The organism is Xanthomarina arctica (genome assembly GCF_014638915.1).
In the GTDB taxonomy this organism is placed as follows: domain Bacteria; phylum Bacteroidota; class Bacteroidia; order Flavobacteriales; family Flavobacteriaceae; genus Xanthomarina; species Xanthomarina arctica.
This window is the reverse complement of record NZ_BMFQ01000003.1, coordinates 501,165-528,075: the sequence shown is the minus strand read 5'-3', so window position 1 is coordinate 528,075 and position 26,911 is coordinate 501,165. Positions and strand designations below refer to the sequence as shown.

At 32.8% G+C, this 26,911-nt stretch carries 28 protein-coding genes and 5 tRNA genes; 24 read left to right on the top strand and 9 right to left on the bottom strand.

Translation table 11 applies throughout. The features are described 5' to 3' along the window. Positions 1-1,269 carry an exo-beta-N-acetylmuramidase NamZ family protein gene (locus tag IEV77_RS13570; protein WP_229736673.1) on the bottom strand — a complete coding sequence of 423 codons (1,269 nt, stop codon included), beginning with the start codon at positions 1,267-1,269 and terminating at the stop codon, positions 1-3. Here IEV77_RS13570 and IEV77_RS13565 point away from each other — a divergent pair, their 5' ends adjacent. Together IEV77_RS13565 and IEV77_RS13560 are read left to right on the top strand one after the other, a co-directional pair. After that, positions 1,270-2,505 (top strand): ABC transporter permease, encoded by a 1,236-nt coding sequence (locus IEV77_RS13565; RefSeq protein WP_188465721.1) that lies wholly within the window; start codon positions 1,270-1,272, stop codon positions 2,503-2,505. It begins immediately after the preceding gene. A gap of 114 nt (positions 2,506-2,619) precedes the next feature. Continuing rightward, positions 2,620-3,600, top strand: a complete 981-nt coding sequence (locus IEV77_RS13560; RefSeq protein WP_188465719.1) for a PLP-dependent cysteine synthase family protein — start codon at positions 2,620-2,622, stop codon at positions 3,598-3,600. A gap of 168 nt (positions 3,601-3,768) precedes the next feature. Here IEV77_RS13560 and IEV77_RS13555 read toward each other — a convergent pair whose 3' ends face one another. From IEV77_RS13555 to egtB, 8 genes are all read right to left on the bottom strand, one after another. Further along, entirely contained in the window at positions 3,769-4,170 is a 402-nt protein-coding gene (locus IEV77_RS13555; RefSeq protein WP_188465717.1) for a hypothetical protein, read from the bottom strand. Between the two features lie 347 nt (positions 4,171-4,517). Next, positions 4,518-6,419 (bottom strand): T9SS type A sorting domain-containing protein, encoded by a 1,902-nt coding sequence (locus IEV77_RS13550; RefSeq protein ID WP_188465715.1) that lies wholly within the window; start codon positions 6,417-6,419, stop codon positions 4,518-4,520. A 342-nt stretch (positions 6,420-6,761) separates the two neighbouring features. Then, entirely contained in the window at positions 6,762-7,529 is a 768-nt protein-coding gene (locus tag IEV77_RS13545) for a hypothetical protein (protein ID WP_188465713.1), read from the bottom strand. A 176-nt stretch (positions 7,530-7,705) separates the two neighbouring features. Next, positions 7,706-8,080 (bottom strand): nuclear transport factor 2 family protein, encoded by a 375-nt coding sequence (locus IEV77_RS13540; protein WP_188465711.1) that lies wholly within the window; start codon positions 8,078-8,080, stop codon positions 7,706-7,708. A gap of 30 nt (positions 8,081-8,110) precedes the next feature. After that, the gene (locus tag IEV77_RS13535) at positions 8,111-8,821 is read right to left on the bottom strand and encodes a flavodoxin family protein (RefSeq protein WP_188465709.1); all 711 of its coding nucleotides are present in this window, start codon (positions 8,819-8,821) and stop codon (positions 8,111-8,113) included. A gap of 36 nt (positions 8,822-8,857) precedes the next feature. Next, on the bottom strand, positions 8,858-9,529 hold the full coding sequence (locus IEV77_RS13530) for an aspartate/glutamate racemase family protein (RefSeq protein ID WP_188465707.1): 672 nt from the start codon (positions 9,527-9,529) through the stop codon (positions 8,858-8,860). Positions 9,530-9,533: 4 nt separating this feature from the next. Beyond that, a complete protein-coding gene (locus IEV77_RS13525; protein ID WP_188465706.1) occupies positions 9,534-10,481 on the bottom strand; it encodes an L-histidine N(alpha)-methyltransferase in 948 nt (315 codons plus the stop codon). 5 nt (positions 10,482-10,486) lie between these two features. Next, a complete protein-coding gene (gene egtB, locus IEV77_RS13520) occupies positions 10,487-11,635 on the bottom strand; it encodes an ergothioneine biosynthesis protein EgtB (protein ID WP_188465704.1) in 1,149 nt (382 codons plus the stop codon). Between the two features lie 194 nt (positions 11,636-11,829). Between egtB and IEV77_RS13515 the strand changes: the two genes are divergently transcribed. The 22 genes from IEV77_RS13515 (at position 11,830) to rplL (ending at position 26,870) form a co-directional block, all read left to right on the top strand. Beyond that, complete coding sequence (locus IEV77_RS13515) at positions 11,830-13,101, top strand: DUF2851 family protein (RefSeq protein WP_188465702.1); 1,272 nt, start codon at positions 11,830-11,832, stop codon at positions 13,099-13,101. A gap of 108 nt (positions 13,102-13,209) precedes the next feature. Next, complete coding sequence (locus IEV77_RS13510; protein ID WP_188465700.1) at positions 13,210-13,437, top strand: PspC domain-containing protein; 228 nt, start codon at positions 13,210-13,212, stop codon at positions 13,435-13,437. Positions 13,438-13,446: 9 nt separating this feature from the next. Beyond that, entirely contained in the window at positions 13,447-14,466 is a 1,020-nt protein-coding gene (locus tag IEV77_RS13505; protein WP_188465698.1) for a potassium channel family protein, read from the top strand. A gap of 112 nt (positions 14,467-14,578) precedes the next feature. Then, on the top strand, positions 14,579-16,654 hold the full coding sequence (locus IEV77_RS13500; RefSeq protein WP_188465696.1) for an amino acid carrier protein: 2,076 nt from the start codon (positions 14,579-14,581) through the stop codon (positions 16,652-16,654). Between the two features lie 6 nt (positions 16,655-16,660). Further along, a complete protein-coding gene (locus IEV77_RS13495) occupies positions 16,661-17,536 on the top strand; it encodes a ComEA family DNA-binding protein (RefSeq protein WP_188465694.1) in 876 nt (291 codons plus the stop codon). Positions 17,537-17,550: 14 nt separating this feature from the next. Next, positions 17,551-18,717 carry an acyl-CoA dehydrogenase family protein gene (locus IEV77_RS13490; protein ID WP_188465692.1) on the top strand — a complete coding sequence of 389 codons (1,167 nt, stop codon included), beginning with the start codon at positions 17,551-17,553 and terminating at the stop codon, positions 18,715-18,717. Between the two features lie 14 nt (positions 18,718-18,731). Next, the gene (locus tag IEV77_RS13485; RefSeq protein WP_188465690.1) at positions 18,732-20,156 is read left to right on the top strand and encodes a carboxypeptidase-like regulatory domain-containing protein; all 1,425 of its coding nucleotides are present in this window, start codon (positions 18,732-18,734) and stop codon (positions 20,154-20,156) included. 195 nt (positions 20,157-20,351) lie between these two features. Next, on the top strand, positions 20,352-20,546 hold the full coding sequence (gene rpsU, locus IEV77_RS13480) for a 30S ribosomal protein S21 (protein WP_188465688.1): 195 nt from the start codon (positions 20,352-20,354) through the stop codon (positions 20,544-20,546). Between the two features lie 112 nt (positions 20,547-20,658). Beyond that, positions 20,659-21,549 carry a tyrosine-type recombinase/integrase gene (locus IEV77_RS13475; protein ID WP_188465686.1) on the top strand — a complete coding sequence of 297 codons (891 nt, stop codon included), beginning with the start codon at positions 20,659-20,661 and terminating at the stop codon, positions 21,547-21,549. A 40-nt stretch (positions 21,550-21,589) separates the two neighbouring features. Next, positions 21,590-21,892 (top strand): ribosome hibernation-promoting factor, HPF/YfiA family, encoded by a 303-nt coding sequence (gene hpf, locus IEV77_RS13470; RefSeq protein ID WP_188465684.1) that lies wholly within the window; start codon positions 21,590-21,592, stop codon positions 21,890-21,892. A 100-nt stretch (positions 21,893-21,992) separates the two neighbouring features. After that, positions 21,993-22,066, top strand: a tRNA-Thr gene (locus IEV77_RS13465). A gap of 82 nt (positions 22,067-22,148) precedes the next feature. Next, positions 22,149-22,230, top strand: a tRNA-Tyr gene (locus tag IEV77_RS13460). Positions 22,231-22,278: 48 nt separating this feature from the next. Continuing rightward, positions 22,279-22,351 (top strand) — tRNA-Gly (locus IEV77_RS13455). Positions 22,352-22,360: 9 nt separating this feature from the next. Beyond that, positions 22,361-22,432: transfer RNA gene (locus IEV77_RS13450), tRNA-Thr, on the top strand. A 72-nt stretch (positions 22,433-22,504) separates the two neighbouring features. Beyond that, the gene (gene tuf / locus IEV77_RS13445) at positions 22,505-23,692 is read left to right on the top strand and encodes an elongation factor Tu (protein WP_188465682.1); all 1,188 of its coding nucleotides are present in this window, start codon (positions 22,505-22,507) and stop codon (positions 23,690-23,692) included. Between the two features lie 62 nt (positions 23,693-23,754). Next, positions 23,755-23,827 (top strand) — tRNA-Trp (locus tag IEV77_RS13440). 78 nt (positions 23,828-23,905) lie between these two features. Continuing rightward, positions 23,906-24,103, top strand: coding sequence for a preprotein translocase subunit SecE (gene secE / locus IEV77_RS13435; protein WP_188465680.1), 198 nt, complete (start codon positions 23,906-23,908; stop codon positions 24,101-24,103). A gap of 11 nt (positions 24,104-24,114) precedes the next feature. Further along, entirely contained in the window at positions 24,115-24,669 is a 555-nt protein-coding gene (gene nusG / locus IEV77_RS13430; RefSeq protein WP_188465678.1) for a transcription termination/antitermination protein NusG, read from the top strand. Positions 24,670-24,742: 73 nt separating this feature from the next. Beyond that, a complete protein-coding gene (gene rplK / locus IEV77_RS13425; RefSeq protein WP_188465676.1) occupies positions 24,743-25,183 on the top strand; it encodes a 50S ribosomal protein L11 in 441 nt (146 codons plus the stop codon). Between the two features lie 19 nt (positions 25,184-25,202). Then, positions 25,203-25,892 carry a 50S ribosomal protein L1 gene (gene rplA / locus IEV77_RS13420; RefSeq protein ID WP_188465674.1) on the top strand — a complete coding sequence of 230 codons (690 nt, stop codon included), beginning with the start codon at positions 25,203-25,205 and terminating at the stop codon, positions 25,890-25,892. Positions 25,893-25,911: 19 nt separating this feature from the next. Continuing rightward, positions 25,912-26,433 carry a 50S ribosomal protein L10 gene (gene rplJ / locus IEV77_RS13415; RefSeq protein ID WP_188465672.1) on the top strand — a complete coding sequence of 174 codons (522 nt, stop codon included), beginning with the start codon at positions 25,912-25,914 and terminating at the stop codon, positions 26,431-26,433. Between the two features lie 62 nt (positions 26,434-26,495). Then, positions 26,496-26,870: a 50S ribosomal protein L7/L12 gene (gene rplL / locus IEV77_RS13410; RefSeq protein ID WP_188465670.1), complete on the top strand. Its 375-nt coding sequence runs from the start codon at positions 26,496-26,498 to the stop codon at positions 26,868-26,870. Positions 26,871-26,911 lie beyond the last annotated feature (41 nt).

Below are 26,911 nucleotides of genomic sequence, written 5' to 3'. Positions count from 1 at the left end.
TTAATTGTAAATTAAATAAGTGGCTCTTATTTTTTTAAAGGCAACAAGATCTGTCTGCCAAGTGGCTTTGATCTCTTTTTCGCTTAATCCTGCTTCAATTTGTTGTTGTAATATGGCTGTTCCAGCATGTTTGGTGAAATTTGCAGTATTAAATACTTTCGATTTATCAGTTGCATGGTTATAAGCTTTCATCAACCATTTTAAAGATACTTCTCCATATAAGGGATTGTTTTCTAAATTTTCGCCATAACAAAGAACATCTTTATGTTTTGGATTCTTTGCACCAAAATTTTCTTTAGGTGTATAAGAAAAAGTAAAGATTTTTTTATCTAAAAATGGGGCTCCATACCTTTGAAATTGAAATTCTGTTCCTCTCCCAGCATTAATGTCTGTGCCTTCAAAAAGCCCAAGACTAGGATATAGTTTTATAGCTTGATCATTAGGCAAATTAGGCGAAGGTCTAATAGGTACATGATAAAACGTATCATGAGTATAATTTTCAACTGGTATAATGGTTATATCACATTGTACTTTATTTTCCAACCATTTTTCACCATTAAGCATTTGAGCAAATTCACCTATTGTTAACCCATGAACTAGGGGTATTGGATGCATGCCAAGAAAACTCTTGTTCTCAATTTTAAGGGTTGGCCCATCTACATAATGTCCATTCGGGTTTGGTCTATCTAAAATAAGTAATGGAATATTAGCTTCTGCGCAGGATTCCATAATGTAATGCAGGGTAGAGATATAGGTGTAAAAACGAACCCCAACATCTTGAACATCGAAAATTACAATATCTAGATCTTGAAATGCTTCAATAGATGCTTTTTTGTTTTTCCCATAAAGTGAAATAATAGGTAAACCTGTTTTGTTATCTTTTCCGCTTTCAACTAATTCTCCAGCATCTGCCACACCTCTAAACCCATGTTCTGGTGAAAGTACTTTTATAACATCTATGTTTAAAGCAACTAATGAATCTACTAGATGTGTATAACTTGTTTGTTCAGGATTTTTAAAAATAACACTCGTAAGATTAGCAACAATTCCAACACGTTTTCCTTTTAATAAAGGTAAATACTTTTCTGTTTGATTTGCGCCAACAATAATACTTTTAGTATCGCGAATAGCTTGTGACGAAGCAATCTTATCATTGCTATGCTTAACAAGTTTTTCACTTTTAGCATTGGATAAGTTTCCACAGGAAATGAGTATTAAAACAAATAATAAAACTGTATTTTTGAACTGAATTAATTTTAATTGCATCATTTGAAATTCGAATATTTTATAGCCAAACGCATTATTGATAGTAAAGCGTATAAAAGTAGTGTTTCGGCACCAATAATAAAAATTGGTATTGCGGCAATTGCTATAGGAATTATTGTGATGATGATTGCAATTGCTACTGGAATTGGACTTCAACAAAAGATTCGTGAAAAAGTTGTGGCTTTTAATGGTGAAATTGTTATTTCTAATTTCGATAGTAATAATTCTCAGGAAAGCGGCAACCCAGTCTCTTTAGATCAAGATTTTTATCCAGAGTTTAAATCGGTGGAAGGTGTTTCTCATATTCAAGCCGTTGCTACTAAATTTGGAATTATTAGAACAGAAACAGATTTTGAGGCCATCATTCTAAAAGGAGTTGGAGCTGATTTCGATTGGACTTATTTTCAAGATTTTCTGGTAGAAGGAAAACTTCCTGATTATTCAAATGAAAGAAATGAAGATGTTTTAATTTCTCAATATTTAGCTAATAGACTTCATTTTAAATTAGGAGATACATTTAATACTTTATTTAGAAAGGACGATCCAAACAAACCACCAAGTATGATTACCTATAACATTGTGGGTATTTATAATTCAGGGTTCAAAGATTTTGATGAAACTTATGTTCTTGGAGATCTACGTCATTTGCAACGTCTTAATAAATGGGAAGATAACCAGGCTGGACATTTTGAGGTTTTTGTAACGGATTATAATAAGCTAAACGATATTTATAATCAGGTTTATCATAACACGCCACCTTTACTTAATGTAACTACTGTAGAACAAAAATTCGCTTCTATTTTCGAATGGATAAAAATTTTCGTTAAAAACATTTATGGCATTATTGGCATCATGATTTTAGTGGCAGGTATCAATATGATAACCGCTTTATTGGTTTTAGTTTTAGAACGCACACAAATGATTGGGATCTTGAAAGCGCTTGGTTCTAACAATTGGGCGATTAGAAAAATATTTTTATATAATGCGTCGTACCTTATTACTTTAGGTTTGATTTGGGGTAATGTTATAGGTTTAGGTTTGCTATTTGCTCAAAAATATTTTAAACTTTTCCCTTTAAATCCAGATGTTTATTATGTAGCCGAAGCGCCTGTTTACATTAGCTTAAGTTATATTTTAGCATTAAATATTGGAACCTTTGTCTTGTGTCTGGTTATGTTATTATTGCCATCATATATAATTACTAAAATTTCTCCTGTAAAGGCAATTCGCTTTGAATAGGAAACAGCTGGTAATAAGTAGTGGTTGTTTGCATTTCTGTACAAAATAATTCTTCTTAAAAACTATTCGTGAATTCATAGCAAAAACATACCTTTGCACCTGAAAATTAAGAGCATGAATTACGCAAAGAATATCCTAGAGACCATTGGAAATACACCATTGGTTAAAATAAATAAACTAACAGAAGAATTGCCATGTTTGGTATTAGCAAAATACGAAACTTTTAATCCTGGAAATTCTGTAAAAGACAGAATGGCATTAACCATGATTGAAGATGCCGAAGCAGATGGACGTTTAAAACCAGGAGGAACCATTATTGAAGGTACGTCTGGAAATACGGGAATGGGCTTAGCACTTGCCGCCATTGTAAAAGGTTACAAATGTATATTTGTAATGGCAGACAAGCAGAGTAAAGAAAAAGTAGATATGTTAAGAGCTGTGGGAGCGGAAGTTGTTGTTTGCCCAACAGATGTGGAACCTACGGATCCTCGTTCTTATTATTCTGTTTCTAAACGTTTGGGTGAAGAAACTCCTAATTCTTGGTATGTAAATCAGTATGATAATCCAAGTAATACGAAAGCACATTACGAAAGTACAGGTCCGGAAATCTGGAAACAAACCGAAGGTAAAATCACGCATTTTGTAGTGGGTGTTGGAACAGGAGGAACAATTTCAGGAGTTGGAAAATATTTAAAAGAACAAAATCCAGATGTGAAAATTTGGGGAATTGATACCTATGGTTCTGTCTTTAAAAAATATCACGAAACTGGTATTTTCGATGAAAAAGAAATTTATCCTTATGTAACCGAAGGAATTGGGGAAGATATTTTACCAAAAAATGTAAACTTCGATATTATCGATGGCTTCACTAAAGTTACAGATAAAGATGCTGCTGTTTACACGCAGTTGTTAGCAAAAAAAGAAGGTATGTTTTTAGGCAACTCCGCTGGCGCAGCAATTAAAGGATTATTGCAATTAAAAGAACACTTTACAAAAGACGATGTGGTTGTGGTTTTGTTTCACGATCATGGAAGTAGATATGTTGGTAAAATGTTTAATGACGACTGGATGAAGAAAATGGGTTATATAGAATAACCTGTCATTCAGAAGGAGTAAAACGACTGAAGAATCTCATTACAATATAAAAAACCTGAGCCATATGCTCAGGTTTTTTTATGTGTCTGTTTTACTTGATTATTTAGATGAGTTCAAATAATTTAAAGTATTCAGTAATAAGCTAGAATAGTAAGTAAGCCAAAAATATTATTTATTTAATGGCGAACCAACTGCAATAGCACAATCGTGACCTGGTTGACCATGGGCTGGATTCATACCTGGAGCAGTCTTAACTGGTGATGAATTCCCCGAGTTTATTACAGGAGATGAACTTCCAGGGTTTACCATAGGTGATGAACTATTTTTAGTATTCAATGGCGCTCCAACAGGAATAGCACAATCGTGACCTGGTTTTCCATGAGCGGGATTCATGCCAGGAGCAGTCTGAGCAGGAGTAATAGAGGTGTTATTAGAATTGACTACTTGTTTTGCCGGTTCTTCTTGCGTAACAGTCTGATCTGTATTACTATTTGTTGTTTGAGATTTAGATTGATCGCATCCGGAAAATAAAATGGCACCGAAAAATAAAATTCCTAAATATGTTTTCATAGATTTAAGGTTTATGCACCATTATAACCAAATTCTAGTTAATAACGGCTAATTGTTTAAAGCTGTGAATATATGAAATTAATAACTTTCTTCCCTGATAACCATAGATTACTATTTTCTTACGTTGTATTCCATGACCATGGAAGTAGATATGTTGGTAAATGTTTAATGACGACTGGATGAAGAAAATGGGTTATATGGATTAGGTCCTTAATTTTAAAGCCTTATTCCGATTTCATAGTTCTTAAGGTATCCAAATAAAATTTTTCAGTATATGGTTTTAATTAGCCATACAAAAAAAGCCAGCTCAATTGAGCTGGCTTAAATTTTATATAATATTTGCAATCTTATCTTGAAACTTTAATAAACTGTTTCGTAGTTGTACTGCCATTCATAGTGATTTTCATGAAGTAAGTTCCGTCTGCTAAATTAGAAATATCCATTTTTATTTCTGATTTCCCTGAATAAGCATCTAGAGATTTTTTGTTTAAAGACTGTCCCATAAGCGATACAATTTCATAAGAAACGGTTCCGCTAACTTGGCTGTTTAGATTAACAGTGATATTGTTGTTAGCCGGTACTGGGTACATGCTAATATTTGCAAACTCAAATGCTTGTTCTTGTGTACTCAATAACGCTAGAAGAGCTTCAATATCTGTTGCAGATTCGATTGTTTCACCAATTGAAATATCATCCAAAAGATTACCAACAGTATGAGTTGTCCCGCTTATTGCTTTGAAATATATGATAGTGGACATTTGTCCTTCAGGAACTGTAAATACGAATGTATTATTATGCCATTCCATATCTACATTTGCAATAAAAGGAATAGCGGTATTACTCTCAATAGTTGCAAGATCTCCACCAATGTAAATTTCCATTCTATCTACACCACCAGCTTGTCTCTTTTTATGAGCAAATGTAAGTGCAAGATTTGTTCCCGGAGTAGTACATATTTCTTGATAAAGCGTGTTAAGACCATCACCATTAAGTTCAAAATGATAATCACCACTATTAGAAGGAATAACATCTCCTGTACCTAAATTTTCTTGAATTTCAATAGTTCCAGATGTAGATGTTGTGCTCCAACCTGGTACATTTCCTTGAGGAACATAAGACCAGGTACCTGGGAAATTGTTATCGCTTTCAAATCCACCATTTACTATTTCAGAATTACATTCGTAAGGAATTTCACTACATCCTGTTATGGCAATAATACCATCAAGATCAAATCCATCATCAGAAACTGATCCAATTGGAGTAGTATCTATAACTTTAACATGAGTTATATATGCTAAAGGATCTGGACTTAGTGCGTTATCTATATCGAACATTGCTGCGTCATTTGTATAAGCTGAGCCAATGAAGTAGAAATCAACACCATTTTTAGATACAAAAACATCCGCAGATTCTGGATAGTTAGTAAATGTGTGGTTACCAAAAGTTGTTTCGAAAACAGTTATATCATTACCAGTTCTATTCATAACAGCACCATCAAAACTTACAACAACTTCTCCTCTGTATCCAAGTGAAACGAAGTTTTCAGTATCATCATCTTCAGGTTGCCCTAAAGCTTTATTAGGATTGGTTCTTTCTGGGTTTGTAATTGGATTACCATATTTATTTAATCCTAAAGTGGCAGTCTGTACTGTAGAAGGGTAACATTCTACAGGAAGTTCCTGACACCCATTAATAGCAATAACACCATCCACATCATAACCATCAGGAGAGGTCGATGCATTCATGATTTTTATTTGAGTAACATAATCTAAGCCTAAACCAGAAAAATCAATGGCTTCATCGGTGCAAATCTCACCATATGTAATCCAGTTAATTCCATCTTGAGTTAATTTAATAATTGCTTTTTCTGCCCAAGCATTACAAGCATCCCCTGCGTAAGAAGTTTCATAAATCATGAAATCATCACCTGGAGCATCGTAAACAACACCGTCAAAACCTAGGATGATGTAACCATCAACTCCTAAAGAGACAAATCCACCTGGTGCATTAGATGCATCTGGCTGATAAAGTGCCGTCATTGGATTTGAACGATCAGCTCCAATAGGATTGCCGTTTGTCATTAATCCTTGATGGAAATAAATAACTTCAGAAGCATAACATTCTTCTGTTGGGAAATAACTAACAGGTGTACTGTCAAGTAAATTAGCATCATTTGATGCGTTAACCGAAAATGATGCCAACATAGCAATACATATACTCGGTAAAATAGAGTGTGTAAATTTTTTCATAAATATTTGAATAAGATTAATAGCTAGTGCAAATATTGCCTATTAATTAACTACTATCTAAATAAATCGAAGAACACCGGTAATAATCGATGAAACTAAATAAATGACAAAATTATTGGATTTAAAGGAGTGGTCTTGCGAGCTTGTGATTTGTAAAATGATGTCATATTTTTTATAAAAGACATCTATTAAGTAGGTTAAACGAAATTGAATTGTTGTTTTTAGCTTTATTGGTTTTCTGAAAGGAAGGTTATTGATATTATATGGTTTGTTAGAAAATATCATATTAAAATCAAAAAAAACCGAACATATGTCCGGTTTTTTTACTGTAATTAGTTTTTTTTAGAAACTAAATCCTAGTCTCAATTCAGGACCAAAGGTCCCAATGTCGTAAGCAAAATAATCTTGTCCGCTTCCAGTTTCGTAATCGATACTGATATATCTATATCCAAGTGATAAAGAAAATAGGTCAGAAAACATATAACCAGCTTCTGCTTGAACTTGCCAAGTAAGTTCAGAGCCTATTCCAAAACCACCAATATCTGCTCTAAGGTTTGCTATAAATTTATCTTTTATTATATGATTAGAACGAACAATAATAATTGGGTCTACCCAAGTTTCCGTGATATTTGGATTGTGGTTTGTTCCAGTAATCATATTAATATTAGCTTCAGCACCAATACTAACTAATCTAAGTCCTACACCGGCTTCAAGCATAGGGATGACACGTCTAAAACCTGCTAATTCCCAAATTGTTTCTGTAACATCTAAACTAGCATTTTGAACTACTTTATCTGGAGAGACATCTTGACCTAGTTTCATGTAAACAAAATCTGAAGTAATGGCCCAATCTTTATTTCTTGCTTCTAAATAGAGCATGGCTCCCATTTTAAGATTGCTAAAAATATCACTAGTATTAGCGTCAACACTAAGAGCAGGAAGATTTTCGCGTATTTGTGTGTCTCCTTTCATATTTGGAAACATTAAATAGGGTTGTACCAAATAGTTCCAAGATGAGCTTTTGGTTTCAGGAGTTGCATCTGTTGTTTCTTGAGCTGTAATAAATAAACTACTAAGTAAGAAGCATGTAAGCGTAATTTTTTTGATCATTTTTATCATATTTAATAAGTAAAACGTTTGGTATTAATTTTATTACATAAAAATTAATACTAGTATAAAGGTATAATAATAAATTTATTATTAGGAATGAATATTAGAGTTTTTTAGTCTTATTAAATATGAATAACCCGATGCGTTTTTAAGATTGAAATGAGATTATTAATGGTTTAATACATGTTATTTTTATTTGCTGAAGTTTTTGGGATTTGTTGAATGGAATCCCAATGTTCAATTATTTTTCCATTTTTATCAAACCGAAAAAAATCCATAGTAACGTATTGGTCATTATCTGGCCAAATTTGATGTGTATGTAAAGCTACCAAATCGTTTTCAGCAATAACTCGAACAAAATCGATTGACTTGTTAGGATACTCATCTTGCATTTGTTCAAAATAAGCAATGAAGCCTTCGGTGCCGTTTTCTACTGCAGGATTATGTTGTATGTATTCTTCTCCAACATACAATTCGATTGCCTTTCTAGGGTTGCCTTCGTAAGCCATTTTATAAAAAGCTACCGCATTTTTCTTTATTGTTTCTTTCATCTAATAGTTTTTTATATGAAATTTAATAGGCTATCTGTATTCTGGGTTTTCAAAATTCCAACGGGTTCCATCATCCCAATCCTCTCTCGAATTTCCATAATTGGAATAGCCTTTATTTTCTTTTAATAGCTTGGCTAAATGCATTAAATTGTAAGTCATAAAAGTCGTGTTTCTATTTGTGAAACTGTTGTTTTTAGCATGACTTTCTTCATCCAAATAACTTGGTCCAGGACCAGCCTCCCCAATCCAACCGCAATCTGCTTGTGGAGGAATTGAATACCCAACATGTTGTAAAGCATACAAAATACCCATGGCACAATGTTTAACACCATCTTCATTCCCAGTGATGACGCAACCTCCAACTTTTCCGTAAAAAATATACTGACCTTTATCGTTGGTCATGCCACTCATAGCATATAAACGTTCAATAAGTTTTTGACAAACAGACGATTTTTCGCCTAACCAAATAGGTGTGCCAACTATTAAAATGTCCGCTTCAAAAATATCTTTATAGATGGCTGGCCATTCATCTTTTTGAACACCGTGTTCTGTCATGTCTGGATAAACTCCAAATGCAACTTCGTGGTCAACAAGTCTAATGTGTTTAATGGAAACACCTTCAGCTTTCATAATTGTTTTCGAAACGTCCATTAATCCATCTGTATGACTTTGCCTTGGAGATTCTTTTAAAGTACAGTTAATATAAATAGCTTTTAAATCTGTAAAATCTGGCTTTTTCATAATCGGATGTTTTAAATGTTGTTTATTCTGATATTTTTAATGGTATTTAAATTGTTTTATCGCTTCGTCTATTTGAAGTTTTGCCATATCTAAGACAGGTTTGGCGTTTTTTACAAGGGATAGTTCTGTACATGCAATTAAAACGGTACTTTCTTTATTATAGTTAGATACTAAGTTGCTGTAGGTTTCTAAATCTGTTGCTGTTTCAGAATTTGAGTAGATTTTCTTTCTAAAATCATCTATAAATTCAATGTCTTCTTTTGAAGGAGAAATCACCAATATGCCTTTCGAAGAAAAATAATTGGAGATATAAGTAGAAGTCATCGTATATTTTGTTCCGAATACAACTACTTTGTTTTTATGTTGTTCTTTTAAAAAAGTAGCACTTAATTGTAATGGATGCAGTATAGGTAACGTTGTTTCTAGTTTGTCTATAGCTTCATGCAATGTGATATTCGGAATTAAAAGATGACTTACAGGGAGTTTCTCTAAATGATTGATGTATTCTGAAAGTGTAGGAAGTAGCATTTCAAAATTATCAGGTAAATAGGGATTGATGGTATTAAAATTTGTGTTATAAAGTATAAAAGGAAACGTGCTGTATTCTTTTTCTATCGTATTAAAAGTTGTATTTAGTGCATTGATATAAAATAAGGTGCTCCTGTTTCCTAAACCTAAAATTCCTAAAGTATCACTGTTTTTAGACATGGTTTTAGCTTTTGATTAAAATATAATCAGCAAAATAAGACTTGGAGTCTAGTAGTTTTGTCACTTTTTTTAATTGACTATTTTCTAAAATAGTGTTTAATATAGTGTCATTATATTTTCGAGATATTTCTGTGTGAATTTTTTCGTCCTTTTTAAATTTAAAGACTTTGTCTAAGGCTCCAATTCGAACCTCCTGTTCTTTGTTACTTACAATAAAACTCCTTGCAATCCCTTCTTTTTCGGTGTATTCCGGCTGATGTGAGAAAGCATCAATATTAAAATCGGCATCTAATTCGTTATTAATTCTGTTTAATAAATTTAAATTAAATGCTTTGGTAACACCAGACTTGTCATTGTAAGCAGGTAAAACAATGTCTTTAGATTTTATTAAATCAACTCCTAATAATACGTTATCGCTTATGTTTAAAGAGTTACTTAGTTTAGAGATAAATAGTTTGGCTTGTTCATCTTCCATATTTCCAATATTAGAACCTAAAAACAGAACTACTTTTGGATGATTTGAAGCTTTCAAACTATCTAAAACATCAAAATAATCACCTTGCTTTTTTGATACTTTCAATGTAGGGAGTTCGGTGTTTAAGTTTGCTTTTAATTTGTCTAATGCATTATTTGAAATATCTACGGGAAGATATTTGAAGTTGTAATTTTCGGAAATTAAAACTTTTAAGAGTTCTTTTGTTTTCGTTCCATCTCCAGCGCCTAATTCTACTAATTCGAAAAAAGTATCAGGTTCAATGTTTAAGGATTTTATAATATTTTGAGTTTGATTTTTAAAAATATCAAACTCAGCTTTTGTTAAATAGTATTCTGGAAGGTTCATTATTTTAACAAACAGAGCATCTCCAGCTGTATCGTAAAAATATTTAGATGATAATGTTTTTATCGGGCTACTTAAGCCATCGTTTATATCTTTTTTAAAATTTGAATTCATAGATGTTATTTAGCTAGGCGGATTCCGGAAAATTGCCACTGCGTGTTAGGTGAAAAAAAGTTGCGATAGGTTTGGCGACTATGGTTTTGAGCTGTTGCTGATGAAGCGCCTCTTAAAACCATCAGATTAATCATGAATTTTCCATTGTATTCACCCACAGCTCCATTGGCAATTTTAAAATTTGGATAAGGTAAGTAGGCTGAATTTGTCCATTCCCAAACTGTTCCCCATTCCAATTGCTTGGATGCAACTTCCCATTCAAATTCTGTTGGTAAACGAGAGTCGGACCAAAAAGCAAAAGCGGATGCTTCATAATAAGAAACATGAGTTAAAATGGCGTCAGGATTGACCGGTTGTAAACCAGAAAGTGTGTATTGATGCCAAACGCCATCTATTAACTTCCAATACATGGGACTTTTAAGCTGATTTTGGTTAATCCAATGCCAAGCATCATCCAGCCAATATTTAGCTTGTTCGTATCCTTTGTCGTTTATAAACGCTATAAATTCGGCATTGGTGACTAAAGCTATGGAGATTTTATAGGGTTCTAAAAAGACCCGATGTTTTCCAAGTTCATTATCAAAGCAAAAATCATCGCCTTCATGGCCAATATTATAGATTCCTTCAGCTATTTCCAGCCAACCTTTGGATTTGTTTTTCGAGCTTATATAATTTGTCTCGGTAAACTTTGGGTAAATGGGATTGTAGGAAAAAGTATGTTTTAAATCGGTTATCAGTAATTCCTGATGTTGTTGTTCGTGGTTGATACCTAAAATGGTTAACTCCTCAATGTCTTTTGAAGGATTCAACTTTAAAAGCTCAATCATTTTATCATCTACAAATGCACGATACTCATAAATGGTTTCAATAGATGGTCTGGTTATTAAACCACGATTTTTTCTTTCTATCCGTTCACCTATACTATTGTAATAACTATTAAATAGGAAACTGTAAGCGTCATCGAACACTTGATAATTCTTAGAATATTTTTTTAAAATCATTTCCTCAAAAAACCAGGATGTATGTGCTAAATGCCATTTTGGAGGACTCGCAAAATCAGTAGATTGAGGTGCGTAATCCTCTGTTCTTAAGGGTTTGCAGAGCTCTTTTGATTGATTTCTTGTAGTTTGAAATTGTTGTAAAATTTGTTGCATATCCTATAAATATAATACCTATAAAATGAATTAATGTTCAGAATAAGATAATTTTAACACTTGCTTTAACTATAAGTCTCCATAGTTTTAAATTCCTTACTTTGGAAAATAGAAGTTGAAAATTAAGATCATTTTAAAAGAATAATCTCCAATTAATTAGAGAAACATATCAGATAATTCACTATTTTTAGTTTATGCAAGAAGACTTTCTACATTATGTCTGGCAATATAAAAAATTGGATGTCATTCATTTGAAAACGTCTCAATATGAAATTTTAGAAATTGTTTCAGTTGGTCAACATAATACCAATTCTGGGCCAGATTTTTTTAATGCACAATTAAAAATTGCAGGGCAACTTTGGGCTGGAAATGTTGAAATTCATATTAAATCTAGTGATTGGTTTGTTCATAATCATGAAACAGATAAAGCTTATGACAATGTGATTTTACATGTGGTTTGGGAACATGATACCGAAATTTTTAGAAAAGATAATTCTATTATTCCAACCCTTGAATTAAAAGGTTATGTAGATTCTCATGTATTTCAAAACTATACCAAATTACTTTCAGCTAAGAATAAGTGGATTAATTGTGAATCAGATTTTGCTGAAGTCGATAAATTTATTGTCGACAGTTGGTTAGAGCGTTTGTATATTGAAAGGTTGGAACGAAAATCTAGAACCATTGAGACCTTGTTAGAAGATTCCAAAAATAATTGGGAAGCTGTCTTGTTTAAAATGCTTGCAAAAAACTTTGGATTGAAAGTAAATGGAGATGCTTTTTTTAGTCTTGCAAATAGCATCGATTTTTCTGTAATTCGGAAACTGAAAACCAACCAAACAGCATTGGAAGCTTTATTTTTAGGTCAAGCTGGTTTATTAGAAGAAGATATTCAGGATTCTTATTTTTTAGAACTTCAGAAAGAATATTTATTTTTAAAACAAAAGTTTCAATTAAGTCATACTGAAGTTATCCCAATTCAGTTTTTTAGGTTGCGACCTCAAAATTTCCCAACCATTCGCCTGTCTCAATTAGCAACTCTTTATAGTTTACATGCAAATCTGTTTTCAAAAATTATTGCGTTGGATTCTAAAAAAGATCTTTATAATCTGTTTCAGGTTGCAACTTCAGTTTTTTGGGAATCACATTATTCATTTGGAAAACAATCTAAATTAGCTTCAAAAAAAATAGCTAAACCATTTATAGATTTACTTTTAATTAACACGATTATTCCTTTAAAATTTGCTTATTCTAGATATCAAGGGACAGATATTAACGAAACCCTATTAGAGTTAATTCAACATATACCTTCAGAAAAAAATAGTATTGTGCAGGCTTTTAATAAGTTGAAGAACGTATCGCATTCTGCTTTGCAATCTCAAGGCCTTATTCAACTTAAATCTGAATATTGTGATAAAAATAAATGTGTTCAATGCGTCATTGGGAATATGTTGATCAATAAATAGCAACACAGTTTTTTATAGAACTCTGGACTTTTTATCTCCTTTTTCAAACTCCTAAAGAGGAAAACCAAATTTTATAATTTTATAAAAATTTTATATTTAAATTGCAGGATGAATTTATTTTACAAAATTTTACTTTACTTCCAAAAACATGGTTATTATGTTTGTCAGCGAATTGCAGACAGATTGGGTATAAGAGCTAAGGTTGTAAGAACTTCTTTTTTGTATTTAACCTTTGTAACACTAGGCTTTGGGTTTGCTTTATACCTTTTTATTGCTTTTTGGATGCACATTAAAGATTTGCTTTATACAAAGCGCTCTTCGGTATTCGATTTATAAAAAAATAACATGAATAACCCGCTTATAAAACTTTTAAAATCTAAGATATATACAGCCATTTTTCTTTTGGTTATCTTATTGTTTACAGGAGTCTTGGGGTTTAAAATATTGTCTCAACTTAATTGGATTGATGCTTTATATATGACTGTCATTACCATTACAACCGTTGGTTTTGGTGAAGTACAACCTTTGGATGAGCGTTCTAAAATATTCACTGTCATTTTAATTTTAACGAGTATTGTAATAGTTGGTTATGCCATAAGTGTGATAACAGAGTATATTTTAAGCAAGAATAATTTTGAAGGATTAAAACAAAAAAAGATGCAAAAAAAGATTGATAAGCTAAAAGATCATATCATTATTTGTGGATATGGAAGGAACGGAAAACAAGCGGCTGCAAAATTATTGGCTTATAATAAACCATATGTGATTATAGAAAGAGATAAAGAGATTGCTGAGAAGTTTCAAAGTGAATTGGTGCCATTTGTAATTGGAAATGCTAATGAAGATGAAGTTCTCCTGCAGGCAGGAATTAATAGAGCCAGTGCTTTAATTTCGGCTTTGCCAAATGATGCAGATAATCTTTTTGTGGTACTTTCTTCCAGACAGATTAATAACAAGTTAAATATTATTAGTAGAGCCTCGCAAGAAACATCTTATAAAAAGCTGAAACTTGCCGGAGCAAACAATGTTATTTTACCTGACAAAATAGGAGGAGACCATATGGCTTCCTTAGTAGTTGTTCCTGGATTATTGGAGTTTATTGATAATTTATCTATTGTAGGTAAATCCAATATCAATATTGAAGAAATTTCTGTAGAACAATTATATGACACTTCAGAAATTAAAACCATTAGAGATCTTGATCTTAGAAAGCAAACCGGATGTAGTATTATTGGTTTTAAAGATGCCAATGGCGAATATGTTATTAATCCAGATGCCAGTTTAAAGTTAATTCCTAATTCAAAAATAATTGTGTTAGGAAGACCAGAACAAATTCAAAAATTAAATACGTTATACAATATATAAGTATTGAAAAGGGCTTAAAAGCGTTAAATACTAAGTGAAATTTTAAAAAATCAATTTTTTTTAGCATCTTGCTAAACTTATTAACAACAAACTAACCAATAATAAATTTTTTATGAAGAAAATTCTTCTTTTAATTTTCACAATAATTATACCTTTAATATCCTTTGCCCAAGACTTTAATATAGAGGGAGAAACTTATAATACTTCAAAATCTATAAATGATGGTGTTATAGAGGTTAAAGTGTCTGGAGGCCAAGAGCCTTATACGTATAGATGGAGTAACCAAAGTACACCTTTGTCTTCTAATAGAGCAACGGGATTAACCGAAGGGGTTTCATATTCGGTTCTTGTTACAGATGCAGTTGGAGATTCCAAAACAGGAGTTTTCACTGTGAAAACGGAAGCTATTACAGAAGTTTTTAATGGAACTATGACACCAGCAGTAAGTGCTTTAGGTTCCATATTATTTTGGGATCCTTTTGAAGCAATGGGTGTTTATGACCCTGTAGTATATGCAGATTCCAAACAAATAGGTATTCCTAACTGGACCAATGAAGTTGAAAATAAATATGTACTTAAGGAGTGGTTAAAAGGAGATGGTGATCATGTAAATAAAGGTGAAGCTATTGCAGTTATTACAGATAAAAGTGGAAATGAAATTACCGTGAACTCTGAAGGGAATGGAACATTAAAGCAATTTACTGCTGCTGGTAAGGTAATTTACAATTCAGAAAATCAAAAACACGTTATTGAGCAAGGAGCTCACATATTTGGTGAAGTAAAATACGATGAACCAATAGTATTAACACATCCTAATGGCGACCCACTTACTAAACCAATTTCTTTTATTGTTATTTGGTTAGTACTTGGAGCTTTATTTTTTACAATTAGAATGGGCTTTATTAATATTCGTGGTTTTAAACATGCTATTGATTTAGCTAGAGGAAAATACGATGATCCAGATGCACCTGGGCAAGTAACACATTTTCAAGCCCTGGCAACTGCCGTTTCTGGAACCGTGGGTCTTGGAAATATTGCGGGTGTAGCAGTAGCAGTTTCCCTTGGTGGAGCAGGTGCTACTTTTTGGATGATTGTCTGTGGATTTTTAGGAATGTCAACCAAATTTGTAGAATGTACTTTAGGAGTAAAATATAGAGACATTTTACCTGATGGTCGTGTTTTTGGTGGTCCAATGAACTATTTGCGTTACGGACTTGAAAAAAGAAACATGAAAGGTTTAGGTAAAGTATTAGCAGGAATGTTTGCTGTACTTGCGGTTGGTGCTTCTTTTGGTGGAGGAAATATGTTCCAAGCTAATCAGTCTTTTGAACAATTAGCAGGACAATTTCCAATGTTAGAAGGAAATGGATTTTATTTTGGTGTAATAACGGCCATCTTGGTGGGTGTTGTAATTATTGGAGGTATTAATAGTATTGCAAAGGTAACAGGTCGTGTAGTGCCAATTATGGCTTCTATTTATGTAGTTGCTGCTTTAGCTGTAATTATTATGAATATTCAAAATATAGGACCAGCATTTTCTGCTATTGTCGATGGAGCTTTTAGTCCATCTGCTTTAAAAGGAGGAATTATTGGTGTTTTAGTGGTTGGATTCCAACGTGCAGCTTTTTCAAACGAAGCAGGTGTTGGTTCGGCAGCTATTGCTCATAGTACAGCGAAAACAAATAATCCACCTTCTGAAGGTTTTGTGGCATTATTAGAGCCATTTATAGATACGGTTGTTGTATGTACTCTAACCGCTTTGGTACTGATATTTACAGGAATGCACGAAGTAGAAGGCTTAGCTGGAGCACAATTAACATCTGATGCTTTTGGAAGCCAAATTTCATGGTTCCCTTATGTATTAGCATTGGCCGTGTTCTTATTTGCTTTCTCTACAATGATTTCTTGGTCTTATTATGGAATGAGAGCCTGGACTTATTTATTTGGTAAAAGTAAAAGAACTGAGTTTGTTTATAAAATGTTATTCTTGGTGTTTGTAGTTATTGGAGCATCAGTGAGTTTAGGAGCTGTTTTAGATTTTTCAGATATGATGATTCTTGCAATGTCGTTCCCAAATATTATAGGGTTGTATATTATGTCTAAAGAAGTTAAATTTGATTTAGATGACTATACTAAAAAATTAAAAGCAAATCTTTTATATCGAAAACAGATTGATGTAAAAAAATAAAGGATCATGAATAAATTAAAATCCCATTTCACGTTTTCAAAAAAACAGCGGAATGGGATTTTTTTATTAATACTAATCATAGTTTTTGTTCAAATGGTTTACTTTTTTGTAAGCTTCACTCCTGAAAAAACTCAAGTAAATCAAAAGGAATTGCTGAAATTTGAACTTGAGATAGACTCCCTTCGCTTAGTTGAAATCGAAAATAAAAAACCAAAAATTTATCCTTTCAATCCAAATTTTATAACCGATTATAAAGGTTATACGCTTGGAATGACTACTGAAGAAATTGATAGACTTTTAGCATTTAGAAAACAGGATAAATGGGTTAATTCGGTTCAAGAGTTTCAAAATGTAACCAAAGTATCAGATTCATTTCTTGCAATTATATCACCTTATTTTAAGTTTCCAGAATGGGTTACCAATCCAAAGCCTAAAACTTTTACAACTTATCAATATAATAACCAACCAAAGACTTTCGAACAGAAACAAGATTTAAATACGGCATCAGCTTTACAATTACAGAAAGTAAACGGCATAGGGGAAGGGTATTCAAAAAGAATTATTGCCTATAGAGATAAGTTAGGCGGTTTTATTGCAGATATTCAGTTACGGGAAGTATATGGTTTGTCGCCAGAAGTTATAGATCGGGTGGTGGAACAATTCACAGTAAAAACACCAAAACAGGTTGAGAAGATTAATTTAAATACAGCATCTATAGAGCAGTTAGTCACCATTCAGTATATAGATTATGAAGTTGCACATCATATTATTGAGCAACGAACATTAAGAGAAGGGTATCAATCTTTAGACGACTTATTAAAAGTAAAAAGCTTCCCATCTAACAAAATCGAGATAATTAAATTATATTTGAAGTTAAATTAAAAAAGTAAAAAGGTATGGAAAGCATGTACTTCACAGAAGAACATCAAATGTTTAGAAAAAGTCTTCAAGATTTTTTAAAGAAAGAAGTTGTTCCGCACATTGAAAAATGGGAAAAAACAGGAACTGTTGAACGTTTTATCTGGAAAAAATTTGGCGACATGGGTTTCTTCGGATTAGCCTATCCAGAAGCATATGGTGGATTAGATCTTGATTTATTTTATACCGTGATTTTTTTAGAGGAACTCCAGAAAATAAATTCAGGAGGTTTCGCGGCCAACATGTGGGCTCATGCTTATTTGGCTATGACGCATGTTAATAAAGAAGGAAGTGATGAAATAAAAGAAAAATATTTAGCTCCAAGTATTACTGGAGATAAAATTGGTTGTTTGTGTATTACAGAACCTTTTGGAGGTAGTGATGTTGCAGGAATGAGAACAACTGCTATAAAAAAAGGAGATACTTATGTTATTAATGGTTCGAAAACTTTTATAACCAATGGCATCTATAGCGATTATCTAGTGGTTGCCGCTAAAACAGATCCAGAAGCAGGACATAACGGAATGAGTATTTTTATCATGGATAGAGATACGCCTGGCATTTCTGCTACTAAATTAGATAAGTTAGGCTGGAGAGCTAGTGATACAGCAGAAATCGCTTTCGATAATGTAACCATTCCTACCAATCAACTCATGGGAGAAGAAGGAAAAGGGTTTCCATACATTATGCAACATTTTGCCCTAGAAAGATTGATTATGGGAATCAATTCGCATGCTAGAGCAGAATATGCCTTAGATTATGCCAAACAATATATGAGCGAACGCACAGCTTTTGGAAAAACTATTAATAAATTTCAAGCGCTAAGACATAAATATGCAGATTTATATGCAGACATGGAAATTTGTAGAGAGTTCAATTATTCAGTGGCTTACAGACTAAACAAAGGAGAATACGTTGTAAAGCAAGCAACCATGTCTAAATTGAAATCTACTAAAATGGCAGATGACGTTATTAATGAATGTCTTCAATTTTTAGGCGGTTATGGTTATATGGAAGAATATCCAATGGCTAGATTACTTCGAGATAGTAGATTAGGTCCAATTGGAGGAGGAACCTCAGAGATTCTTCGTGAAATTCTTGCTAAAATGCTCTTAGACGATAAAAACTATAAACCTGCTACTTAAATAAATCATTTTATATGAAGTCCCCATATTTTAAGCATTTTCTTGGAACGATTGTTTTTTTAATGAGTCTATCAGCATTTTCGCAAACGGAAATAAAAAATGCTGTTTTAGATGCTGAAACTTTCTTGCCTTTAGAAAGCGCGAGTGTATATGTTCAAAATACAACTATAGGAACTATAACTAATGCAGATGGTAAGTTTGTGTTGCTTGTGCCACAAAAATCCCTAAAGGATACCTTGGTTGTTTCGTCTATTGGATTTAAAAGTTATAAGGTTCCTGTAGATGAATTCGACAGTACTTTCGATGTTTATTTGGAGCCTGATGTAGCATCTTTAGATGAAATTTTATTGGTTGCAGATTCAAGGCCAAAATCTGGGAATGATATTGTGCTTCGAGCCTTAGAAAGATTACCGGAAAATTTGCCAGATTCAGCTTATATAGAAAAAGGCTTCGTTAGACATAAAGAGCGTAATAAAAAGGAATTTAAATGGCTTGTAGAAGGAGCTATTACCCTTTACGATTCCAGTTATCAAACAAACACATCAGAAACACTTAAAATTAATGTGGATGAGGTGCGTAAAAGTTACGATTTACGCGATGTTGATAGCTTGTTAACCTATACGGCATATCTTAAAGACAAATCTAACAACAGAGACTTAAAAGCTAAAAACTTAAGAAGAGATACCATTAGAACATCTTCTTTAATAAAAGCTATCAAGTGGAATGATACCAGAATTAATGGTTTAGAAACCTTATTTCACGGGAAGTTGAATTTAGTTAGGAACTCTAACAATCCGAAGGGACTATTTAATGAAAGCATGTTAGACCAACATCTATTTTCTTTAGATACCGTTTTGGTAGATGATGGTAGAAAAATCTATAAGATTAAAATTTCTAAAGGTGCAGATTATATCAACCTTGAAACTAAAGGGATTTACAATGATGGTTATAATGCTAATGGTTGGATTTATATTTATTGGGATACCTATGCTATTAAAAAAATTGAATACGAATTAGTAGCTTCTTCAAGTGCCCAGAAGAGTAGAAGTAAGACACTTTTTGGAACTCAGGTAAACCATAAATTAATTATTAATTATATGGAATATCAAGATAAAATGTATCCAAATTATATTTATTATGAAACTCCAAAACTTGTAAATGTTGGTACTAACCCTGTAAAAAACGCAAAGGGAGAAGTGGAAGAAGCAAATCCAGAAGAGCGCTATTACTACACGGTACAAGAAATTTTATTTACTGAAATCATCCTTGATAAAGAAAAAATAAAGGACGCTTTAAATGGTCCTTGGGATGCTGATATCTTTTCATCAAAACCCTATAATAAGGCTTTTTGGAAAAATTACAACACCTTGTTAGAAAGCGAAGAGGAAGAAAAAATGATTCAAGATTTAACCAAACGATCTACTTTATTTAAAGAATAAGACTATTTGAGGCTCCTGAAATGGCCAAAATCTGAGGTTTGATTAGATTGTCTTAAGAGTGTTTAAAGCCAATTACTGGGTCATCATTTTGTCTAAAAAGAAATATTGAATTTTTTTTATTTTTTTAATTGTTCATTATTAAAATGTTTTTATATTTGCGGCTTGAAATTCTAAAAGAGAGGAGGTTAAGACACTATGTTAATAATACCAATTAAAGAAGGAGAAAATATAGATAGAGCGTTAAAGCGTTATAAGAGAAAGTTTGATAAAACTGGAACGAAGCGTGCTTTACAGACTCGTAAGCAGTTTGACAAGCCATCTGTTATTAAAAGAGCTCAAGTTCAAAAAGCGCAATACATCCAGAATTTAAGAGATCAAGAGAACTTCTAATCTTTAAATTTTGTTAAATCCGATTAAAAATCCTGCAATAGCAGGATTTTTTTTGCTTCATAGTTAACTTCTTATTAAATTCTTATATTTACTAAACTATATAAACCTACAGATGCCTTTTAAACCTTTTTTAGATTATTTATTGCTTGAAAAAAAATATTCGAAGCTTACCATAACTGCATATAAAAAAGATTTAAATGAATTTTCAGATTTTATAATGTTGGAATATGACACCAATTCCATAGAAGCCATAATTTATCCTCAAATTAGAAATTGGATAGTAAGTCTCGTGGAAAAAGGTATTTCAAATAGAAGTATTAACCGAAAAATTTCAGCTTTAAACTCCTATTATAAATTTCTATTAAAAACCGAAAGTATTCAAGCTAATCCCTTAGTAAAACACAAAGCGTTAAAAACCAGTAAGAAAATACAAGTTCCCTTTTCTGAAACTGAAATTAAAACTGTTTTAGATGAACTTTATTTTGAAGATAGTTTTGAAGGTGTTAGAGACAAACTTATTATAGAACTCTTTTATTCAACAGGAATAAGAAGAATAGAATTAGTAGAACTAAAATTAAAAGATGTCGATTTTTCTAATCAAACTTTAAAAGTTTTGGGAAAAAGAAATAAGGAACGATTAGTTCCTTTGATTAATTCGGTTTTACACACTCTTAAGAGCTATTTAAAGTATAGAAGTGAGTTAGAGAATGTTGCCAATCCAGAGGTTCTTTTTTTAACCCAAAAAGGAGTTAAAATTTATGAAACACTTGTGTACCGAATAATTAATGAGTATTTTAGTTTAGCATCTAGTAAAGTGAAAAAGAGCCCACATATATTAAGGCATTCTTTTGCAACACATTTACTAAACCAAGGTGCAGATTTAAATGCTGTAAAAGAACTTCTTGGACATTCCAGTTTAGCTGCGACACAGGTTTACACACATAATAGTATAGCCGAATTAAAAAAAGTGTACCTAAACACACATCCTAGAAGTAAGAAGTAAAACAGTATCGTCTTATTGTATCATTAAAAACAAAAGAAGTATGAAAGTAAACACCCAATCAGTCAATTTCAATGCCGACCAAAAATTGATAGACTTTATTCAAAAGCGAATGGATAAGTTAGATTTATTTTATGATAAGGTAATAAGTTCAGATGTATATCTAAAATTAGATAACACAAGCGATAAAGAGAATAAAATATTTGAAGCACGCGTTAGTGTTCCGGGAGATAGTTTCGTTGTTAAGAAGCAATGTAAGACATTTGAAGAGGGAACAGATATGGCAATAGCGTCCTTAGAAAGACAACTTAAAAAACGAAAAGAAAAATTAAGAACACATTTATAATAAATTTTTCTAAAAAATGTTTTGAATAAGAAAATAAATATATACATTTGCAGTCCGTTAGAAATAGCGGGCTTTTTTTTGTGATAAAAAAGGTTTAAAAGCCGATGTAGCTCAGCTGGCTAGAGCAGCTGATTTGTAATCAGCAGGTCGTGGGTTCGAGTCCCTCCATCGGCTCTAAAACATCTAACATTTGTAAAATGGTTTATTTTACAACTAATTAGGTGAAGTTCTTTAAAAGAGTGAAACATTTTTAATTGGGGAGATACTCAAGCGGCCAACGAGGGCAGACTGTAAATCTGCTGACTACGTCTTCGCAGGTTCGAATCCTGCTCTCCCCACATTATTTTTTTTAAAATAATGATAATTAAAAAAAGGATTTAAATATTGCGAGAGTAGCTCAGTTGGTAGAGCGTCAGCCTTCCAAGCTGAATGTCGCCGGTTCGAACCCGGTCTCTCGCTCTTTTTTTAGCCGGTGTAGCTCAGGGGTAGAGCGTTTCCTTGGTAAGGAAGAGGTCACGAGTTCAATTCTCGTCATTGGCTCTTTTTTTTAAAGACAGATTAAATTAGAATACACTAATATTATTATATAACTAAGATTAAATTTATTAAAACATGGCAAAGGCAACTTTCGATCGTTCAAAACCACACTTAAACATTGGTACAATTGGACACGTAGATCACGGTAAAACAACTTTAACTGCTGCTATTACTAAAGTATTAGCTGATGCAGGTTTCTCAGAAGCGAAATCATTCGATCAGATTGATAACGCACCAGAAGAAAAAGAAAGAGGTATTACAATTAATACTTCACACGTAGAATATGCAACAGCAAATCGTCATTACGCTCACGTTGACTGTCCAGGTCACGCGGATTACGTAAAGAACATGGTTACTGGTGCAGCACAAATGGATGGTGCTATCTTAGTAGTTGCGGCTACAGATGGTCCAATGCCACAAACTCGTGAGCACATCCTTTTAGGACGTCAGGTAGGAATTCCTCGTATGGTTGTATTCATGAATAAAGTGGATATGGTTGATGATGAAGAATTATTAGAATTAGTAGAAATGGAAATCAGAGATTTATTATCATTCTATGAGTATGATGGTGATAATGGACCTGTAATTGCTGGTTCTGCTTTAGGTGCACTTAATGGTGAGCAAAAATGGGTTGATACAGTATTACAATTAATGGAATCTGTTGATGCTTGGATTGAAGAGCCATTACGTGAGATTGATAAGCCTTTCTTAATGCCTATCGAAGATGTATTCTCTATTACTGGTCGTGGAACTGTAGCTACAGGTCGTATCGAAACTGGTATTGCTAATACAGGAGATCCTGTTGAAATTATTGGTATGGGAGCTGAAAAGTTAACATCTACAATTACTGGAATTGAAATGTTCCGTCAAATATTAAATAGAGGTGAAGCTGGTGATAATGCTGGTATCTTATTAAGAGGAATTGAGAAATCAATGATCTCTAGAGGTATGGTAATTGTTAAGCCAGGTTCTGTAACACCACACCAAAAATTCAAAGCTGAGGTTTATATCCTTAAGAAAGAAGAAGGTGGGCGTCACACGCCATTCCATAACAACTACCGTCCACAGTTTTACGTTCGTACAACTGATGTAACTGGAAATATCCAATTACCAGAAGGTGTTGAAATGGTTATGCCTGGAGATAACCTTACTATTACTGTTGAATTAATCCAAAAAATTGCAATGACTGTAGGTTTACGTTTTGCAATCCGTGAAGGTGGACGTACAGTAGGAGCAGGTCAGGTAACTGAAATTTTAGACTAATAAAGTTTAATAAAATATAAAGTTAAGGTATTCCGTTTTTCGGAATGCCTTGACTTGTATTTACGGGCGTAGCTCAGTTGGTAGAGCACTGGTCTCCAAAACCAGGTGTCGGGAGTTCGAGTCTCTCCGCCCGTGCAGAATTATTAATGAGGCTTATAAAATGTTTTTTAAGTCCACACCGATAGAAATTGAAGTGATAATAAAAATTATATAATGGCTGGAGTTATAAACTACATAAAAGAATCATTTGGTGAATTGAAGAATAATGTTACTTGGCCAACAATGGCAGAAGGACAAAGTCTAACAGTTTTAGTTGCTGTATTTTCTATTGTTTTCTCATTAGCAATTTGGGGAGTGGATACAGTTTTTAGTAAAGTTGTTGGAATTTATTTCAAATTCATTAACGGTTAAAAAAAGATTATATGTCTGAAGGGAATGATAAGAAATGGTATGTTGTTCGAGCAGTAAGCGGTCAAGAAAACAAAATTAAAGCTTATATCGAAACAGAAATAGCTCGTTTGGGCTTAGAGGATTATGTTGACCAAGTTTTAGTTCCAACCGAAAAAGTAATTCAAATCCGTAACGGTAAGAAGGTAAATAAAGAAAAAGTTTATTTTCCAGGTTACATTATGGTAAAAGCTAATTTAACAGGAGAAATACCTCATATTATAAAATCTGTTACAAATGTAATCGGTTTTTTAGGTGAAACAAAAGGTGGAGATCCTGTACCGTTAAGACAATCTGAAGTAAACAGAATGTTAGGTAAAGTAGATGAGCTAACAGTTGATGCAGATGCAAATGTTGCTATTCCTTTTACAAAAGGAGAAACTGTTAAAGTAATCGATGGTCCATTCAATGGTTTTGATGGTACAATCGAAAAAATAAATGAAGAAAAGCGTAAACTTGAAGTAATGGTTAAGATTTTCGGAAGAAAAACACCTTTAGAGTTAAGTTATATGCAAGTTGAAAAAGTATAATATTTGTTACAATCATAATATGTAATCTTAAGCTTCAAAATAAAGAATTACATAAAAATCTAAATTATTAAAAATGGCAAAAGAGTTAAGTAAAGTAGTTAAACTACAAGTTAGGGGAGGTGCAGCGAATCCGTCGCCACCGGTTGGACCCGCTTTAGGTGCCGCTGGAGTAAATATCATGGAATTCTGTAAGCAGTTTAATGCTAGAACCCAAGATAAACCTGGTAAAGTTTTACCAGTGGTCATTTCTGTTTTCAAAGACAAATCATTCGACTTTGTAATCAAAACACCACCTGCAGCTGTACAATTATTAGAAGCGGCCAAAGTAAAAAAAGGTTCGGGAGAACCACATATTAAGAAAGTAGCAAAAGTTTCTTGGGATCAAGTTAGAACTATCGCAGAAGATAAAATGCAAGATTTAAATGCATTTACTATTGATGCAGCTATGAAAATGATAGCAGGTACAGCAAGATCTATGGGTATAACTGTTAAAGGTGGCGAAGCCCCTAATTAATCTAAAAAATTTCTAAAAAATGGCAAGATTAACAAAGAAACAAAAAGAAGCTTTAGCAAAAATAGAAAAGGGTAAAATCTATTCTGTTACTGAAGCATCAGCATTAGTAAAAGATATAACCAATACCAAATTTGATGCATCTGTTGATATAGCAGTTCGTTTAGGAGTTGATCCTAGAAAAGCAAACCAAATGGTAAGAGGAGTAGTAACACTTCCTCATGGTACTGGTAAAGACGTAAAAGTTTTAGCATTAGTAACTCCAGATAAAGAAGCAGAAGCAAGAGAAGCAGGAGCTGATTATGTAGGTTTAGACGAATATCTTGAAAAAATCAAGAATGGTTGGACAGACGTAGACGTTATTGTAACTATGCCTAGCGTTATGGGTAAATTAGGTCCTTTAGGACGTGTATTAGGTCCTCGTGGTTTAATGCCTAACCCTAAGACTGGTACTGTAACAATGGACGTAGCTAAAGCTGTAAGCGATGTAAAAGCTGGTAAAATTGACTTTAAAGTTGATAAAACTGGTATCGTTCACGCTTCAATTGGAAAAGCATCTTTTAGTGCTGATAAAATTGTAGATAACGCAAACGAATTATTACAAACATTAATGAAACTAAAACCAACTGCAGCAAAAGGAATCTATGTTAAAAGCATTTTTATGTCTTCTACAATGAGTCCAAGTATAGCTGTTGATCCTAAGATCGGTTAAGTAGTTTAAAACTTTTATTATGACAAGAGAAGAAAAATCACAAGTAATCGAAGAATTAACTGCACAATTAGCTGATAATGCAAATATCTATTTAGCAGATATATCAGGATTAAATGCACTTAGTACTTCAAATTTACGTCGTGCTTGTTTTAAAGCAAACGTAAAATTAGCAGTTGTTAAAAATACCTTGCTTGCAAAAGCAATGGAGGCATCAGATAAAGATTTTGGAGATCTTCCTGCAACATTAAAGGGAAATACTTCAGTAATGTATTCTGAAACAGGTAATGCTCCAGCTAAGATAATTGAAACCTTCCGTAAAAAATCAGATAAGCCTCTTTTAAAAGGAGCTTACATCGCGGAAGCTGTTTATATTGGCGATGATCAATTAGATTCTTTAGTTAACATTAAATCTAAAGAAGAAGTTATTGGTGATATCATCGGATTATTACAATCTCCAGCTAAAAATGTTATTTCAGCACTTAAATCAAGTGGTGGTAAATTAGCAGGTATTCTTAAAACATTATCCGAAAAAGAAGGATAATCAAAACGTGTACGCACTTAAACAAATTATATTTTATTAAAATTATTAAAACGATAGAAAAAATGGCAGATTTAAAAGATTTCGCAGAACAATTAGTTAACTTAACAGTAAAAGAAGTTAACGAATTAGCAACTATATTAAAAGATGAGTACGGTATCGAGCCTGCAGCAGCTGCTGCAGTTATGGCTGGACCTGCTGCAGGTGGTGGAGACGCTGCTGAAGAGCAAACAGAATTTGATGTAATCCTTAAAGCCGCTGGTGGTTCTAAATTAGCAGTAGTAAAATTAGTTAAAGAATTAACTGGTTTAGGATTAAAAGAAGCTAAAGGTTTAGTTGATGATGCACCAAGTGCAATCAAAGAAGGTGTATCTAAAGATGAAGCAGAAGCTTTAAAAGCGTCTTTAGAAGAAGCTGGAGCTGAGGTTGAACTTAAGTAAGTTTAACATCTAAAATTAACAAAGGTTTAGGTCTGGAGAGT

Coding starts and splice junctions, on each gene's coding strand:
- IEV77_RS13525 (WP_188465706.1), bottom strand. CDS start 10,481: ATGAATTCAAATTTTAAAAAAGATATAAACGATGGCTTAAGTAGCCCG.
- IEV77_RS13530 (WP_188465707.1), bottom strand. CDS start 9,529: ATGTCTAAAAACAGTGATACTTTAGGAATTTTAGGTTTAGGAAACAGG.
- rplK (WP_188465676.1), top strand. CDS start 24,743: ATGGCAAAAGAGTTAAGTAAAGTAGTTAAACTACAAGTTAGGGGAGGT.
- IEV77_RS13495 (WP_188465694.1), top strand. CDS start 16,661: ATGAATAAATTAAAATCCCATTTCACGTTTTCAAAAAAACAGCGGAAT.
- IEV77_RS13510 (WP_188465700.1), top strand. CDS start 13,210: ATGAATTTATTTTACAAAATTTTACTTTACTTCCAAAAACATGGTTAT.
- rplL (WP_188465670.1), top strand. CDS start 26,496: ATGGCAGATTTAAAAGATTTCGCAGAACAATTAGTTAACTTAACAGTA.
- rplJ (WP_188465672.1), top strand. CDS start 25,912: ATGACAAGAGAAGAAAAATCACAAGTAATCGAAGAATTAACTGCACAA.
- IEV77_RS13505 (WP_188465698.1), top strand. CDS start 13,447: ATGAATAACCCGCTTATAAAACTTTTAAAATCTAAGATATATACAGCC.
- secE (WP_188465680.1), top strand. CDS start 23,906: ATGGCTGGAGTTATAAACTACATAAAAGAATCATTTGGTGAATTGAAG.
- rplA (WP_188465674.1), top strand. CDS start 25,203: ATGGCAAGATTAACAAAGAAACAAAAAGAAGCTTTAGCAAAAATAGAA.
- IEV77_RS13555 (WP_188465717.1), bottom strand. CDS start 4,170: ATGAAAACATATTTAGGAATTTTATTTTTCGGTGCCATTTTATTTTCC.
- IEV77_RS13540 (WP_188465711.1), bottom strand. CDS start 8,080: ATGAAAGAAACAATAAAGAAAAATGCGGTAGCTTTTTATAAAATGGCT.
- IEV77_RS13570 (WP_229736673.1), bottom strand. CDS start 1,269: ATGATGCAATTAAAATTAATTCAGTTCAAAAATACAGTTTTATTATTT.
- IEV77_RS13535 (WP_188465709.1), bottom strand. CDS start 8,821: ATGAAAAAGCCAGATTTTACAGATTTAAAAGCTATTTATATTAACTGT.
- hpf (WP_188465684.1), top strand. CDS start 21,590: ATGAAAGTAAACACCCAATCAGTCAATTTCAATGCCGACCAAAAATTG.
- IEV77_RS13485 (WP_188465690.1), top strand. CDS start 18,732: ATGAAGTCCCCATATTTTAAGCATTTTCTTGGAACGATTGTTTTTTTA.
- rpsU (WP_188465688.1), top strand. CDS start 20,352: ATGTTAATAATACCAATTAAAGAAGGAGAAAATATAGATAGAGCGTTA.
- IEV77_RS13475 (WP_188465686.1), top strand. CDS start 20,659: ATGCCTTTTAAACCTTTTTTAGATTATTTATTGCTTGAAAAAAAATAT.
- IEV77_RS13515 (WP_188465702.1), top strand. CDS start 11,830: ATGCAAGAAGACTTTCTACATTATGTCTGGCAATATAAAAAATTGGAT.
- egtB (WP_188465704.1), bottom strand. CDS start 11,635: ATGCAACAAATTTTACAACAATTTCAAACTACAAGAAATCAATCAAAA.
- IEV77_RS13490 (WP_188465692.1), top strand. CDS start 17,551: ATGGAAAGCATGTACTTCACAGAAGAACATCAAATGTTTAGAAAAAGT.
- nusG (WP_188465678.1), top strand. CDS start 24,115: ATGTCTGAAGGGAATGATAAGAAATGGTATGTTGTTCGAGCAGTAAGC.
- IEV77_RS13550 (WP_188465715.1), bottom strand. CDS start 6,419: ATGAAAAAATTTACACACTCTATTTTACCGAGTATATGTATTGCTATG.
- IEV77_RS13560 (WP_188465719.1), top strand. CDS start 2,620: ATGAATTACGCAAAGAATATCCTAGAGACCATTGGAAATACACCATTG.
- tuf (WP_188465682.1), top strand. CDS start 22,505: ATGGCAAAGGCAACTTTCGATCGTTCAAAACCACACTTAAACATTGGT.
- IEV77_RS13545 (WP_188465713.1), bottom strand. CDS start 7,529: ATGATCAAAAAAATTACGCTTACATGCTTCTTACTTAGTAGTTTATTT.
- IEV77_RS13500 (WP_188465696.1), top strand. CDS start 14,579: ATGAAGAAAATTCTTCTTTTAATTTTCACAATAATTATACCTTTAATA.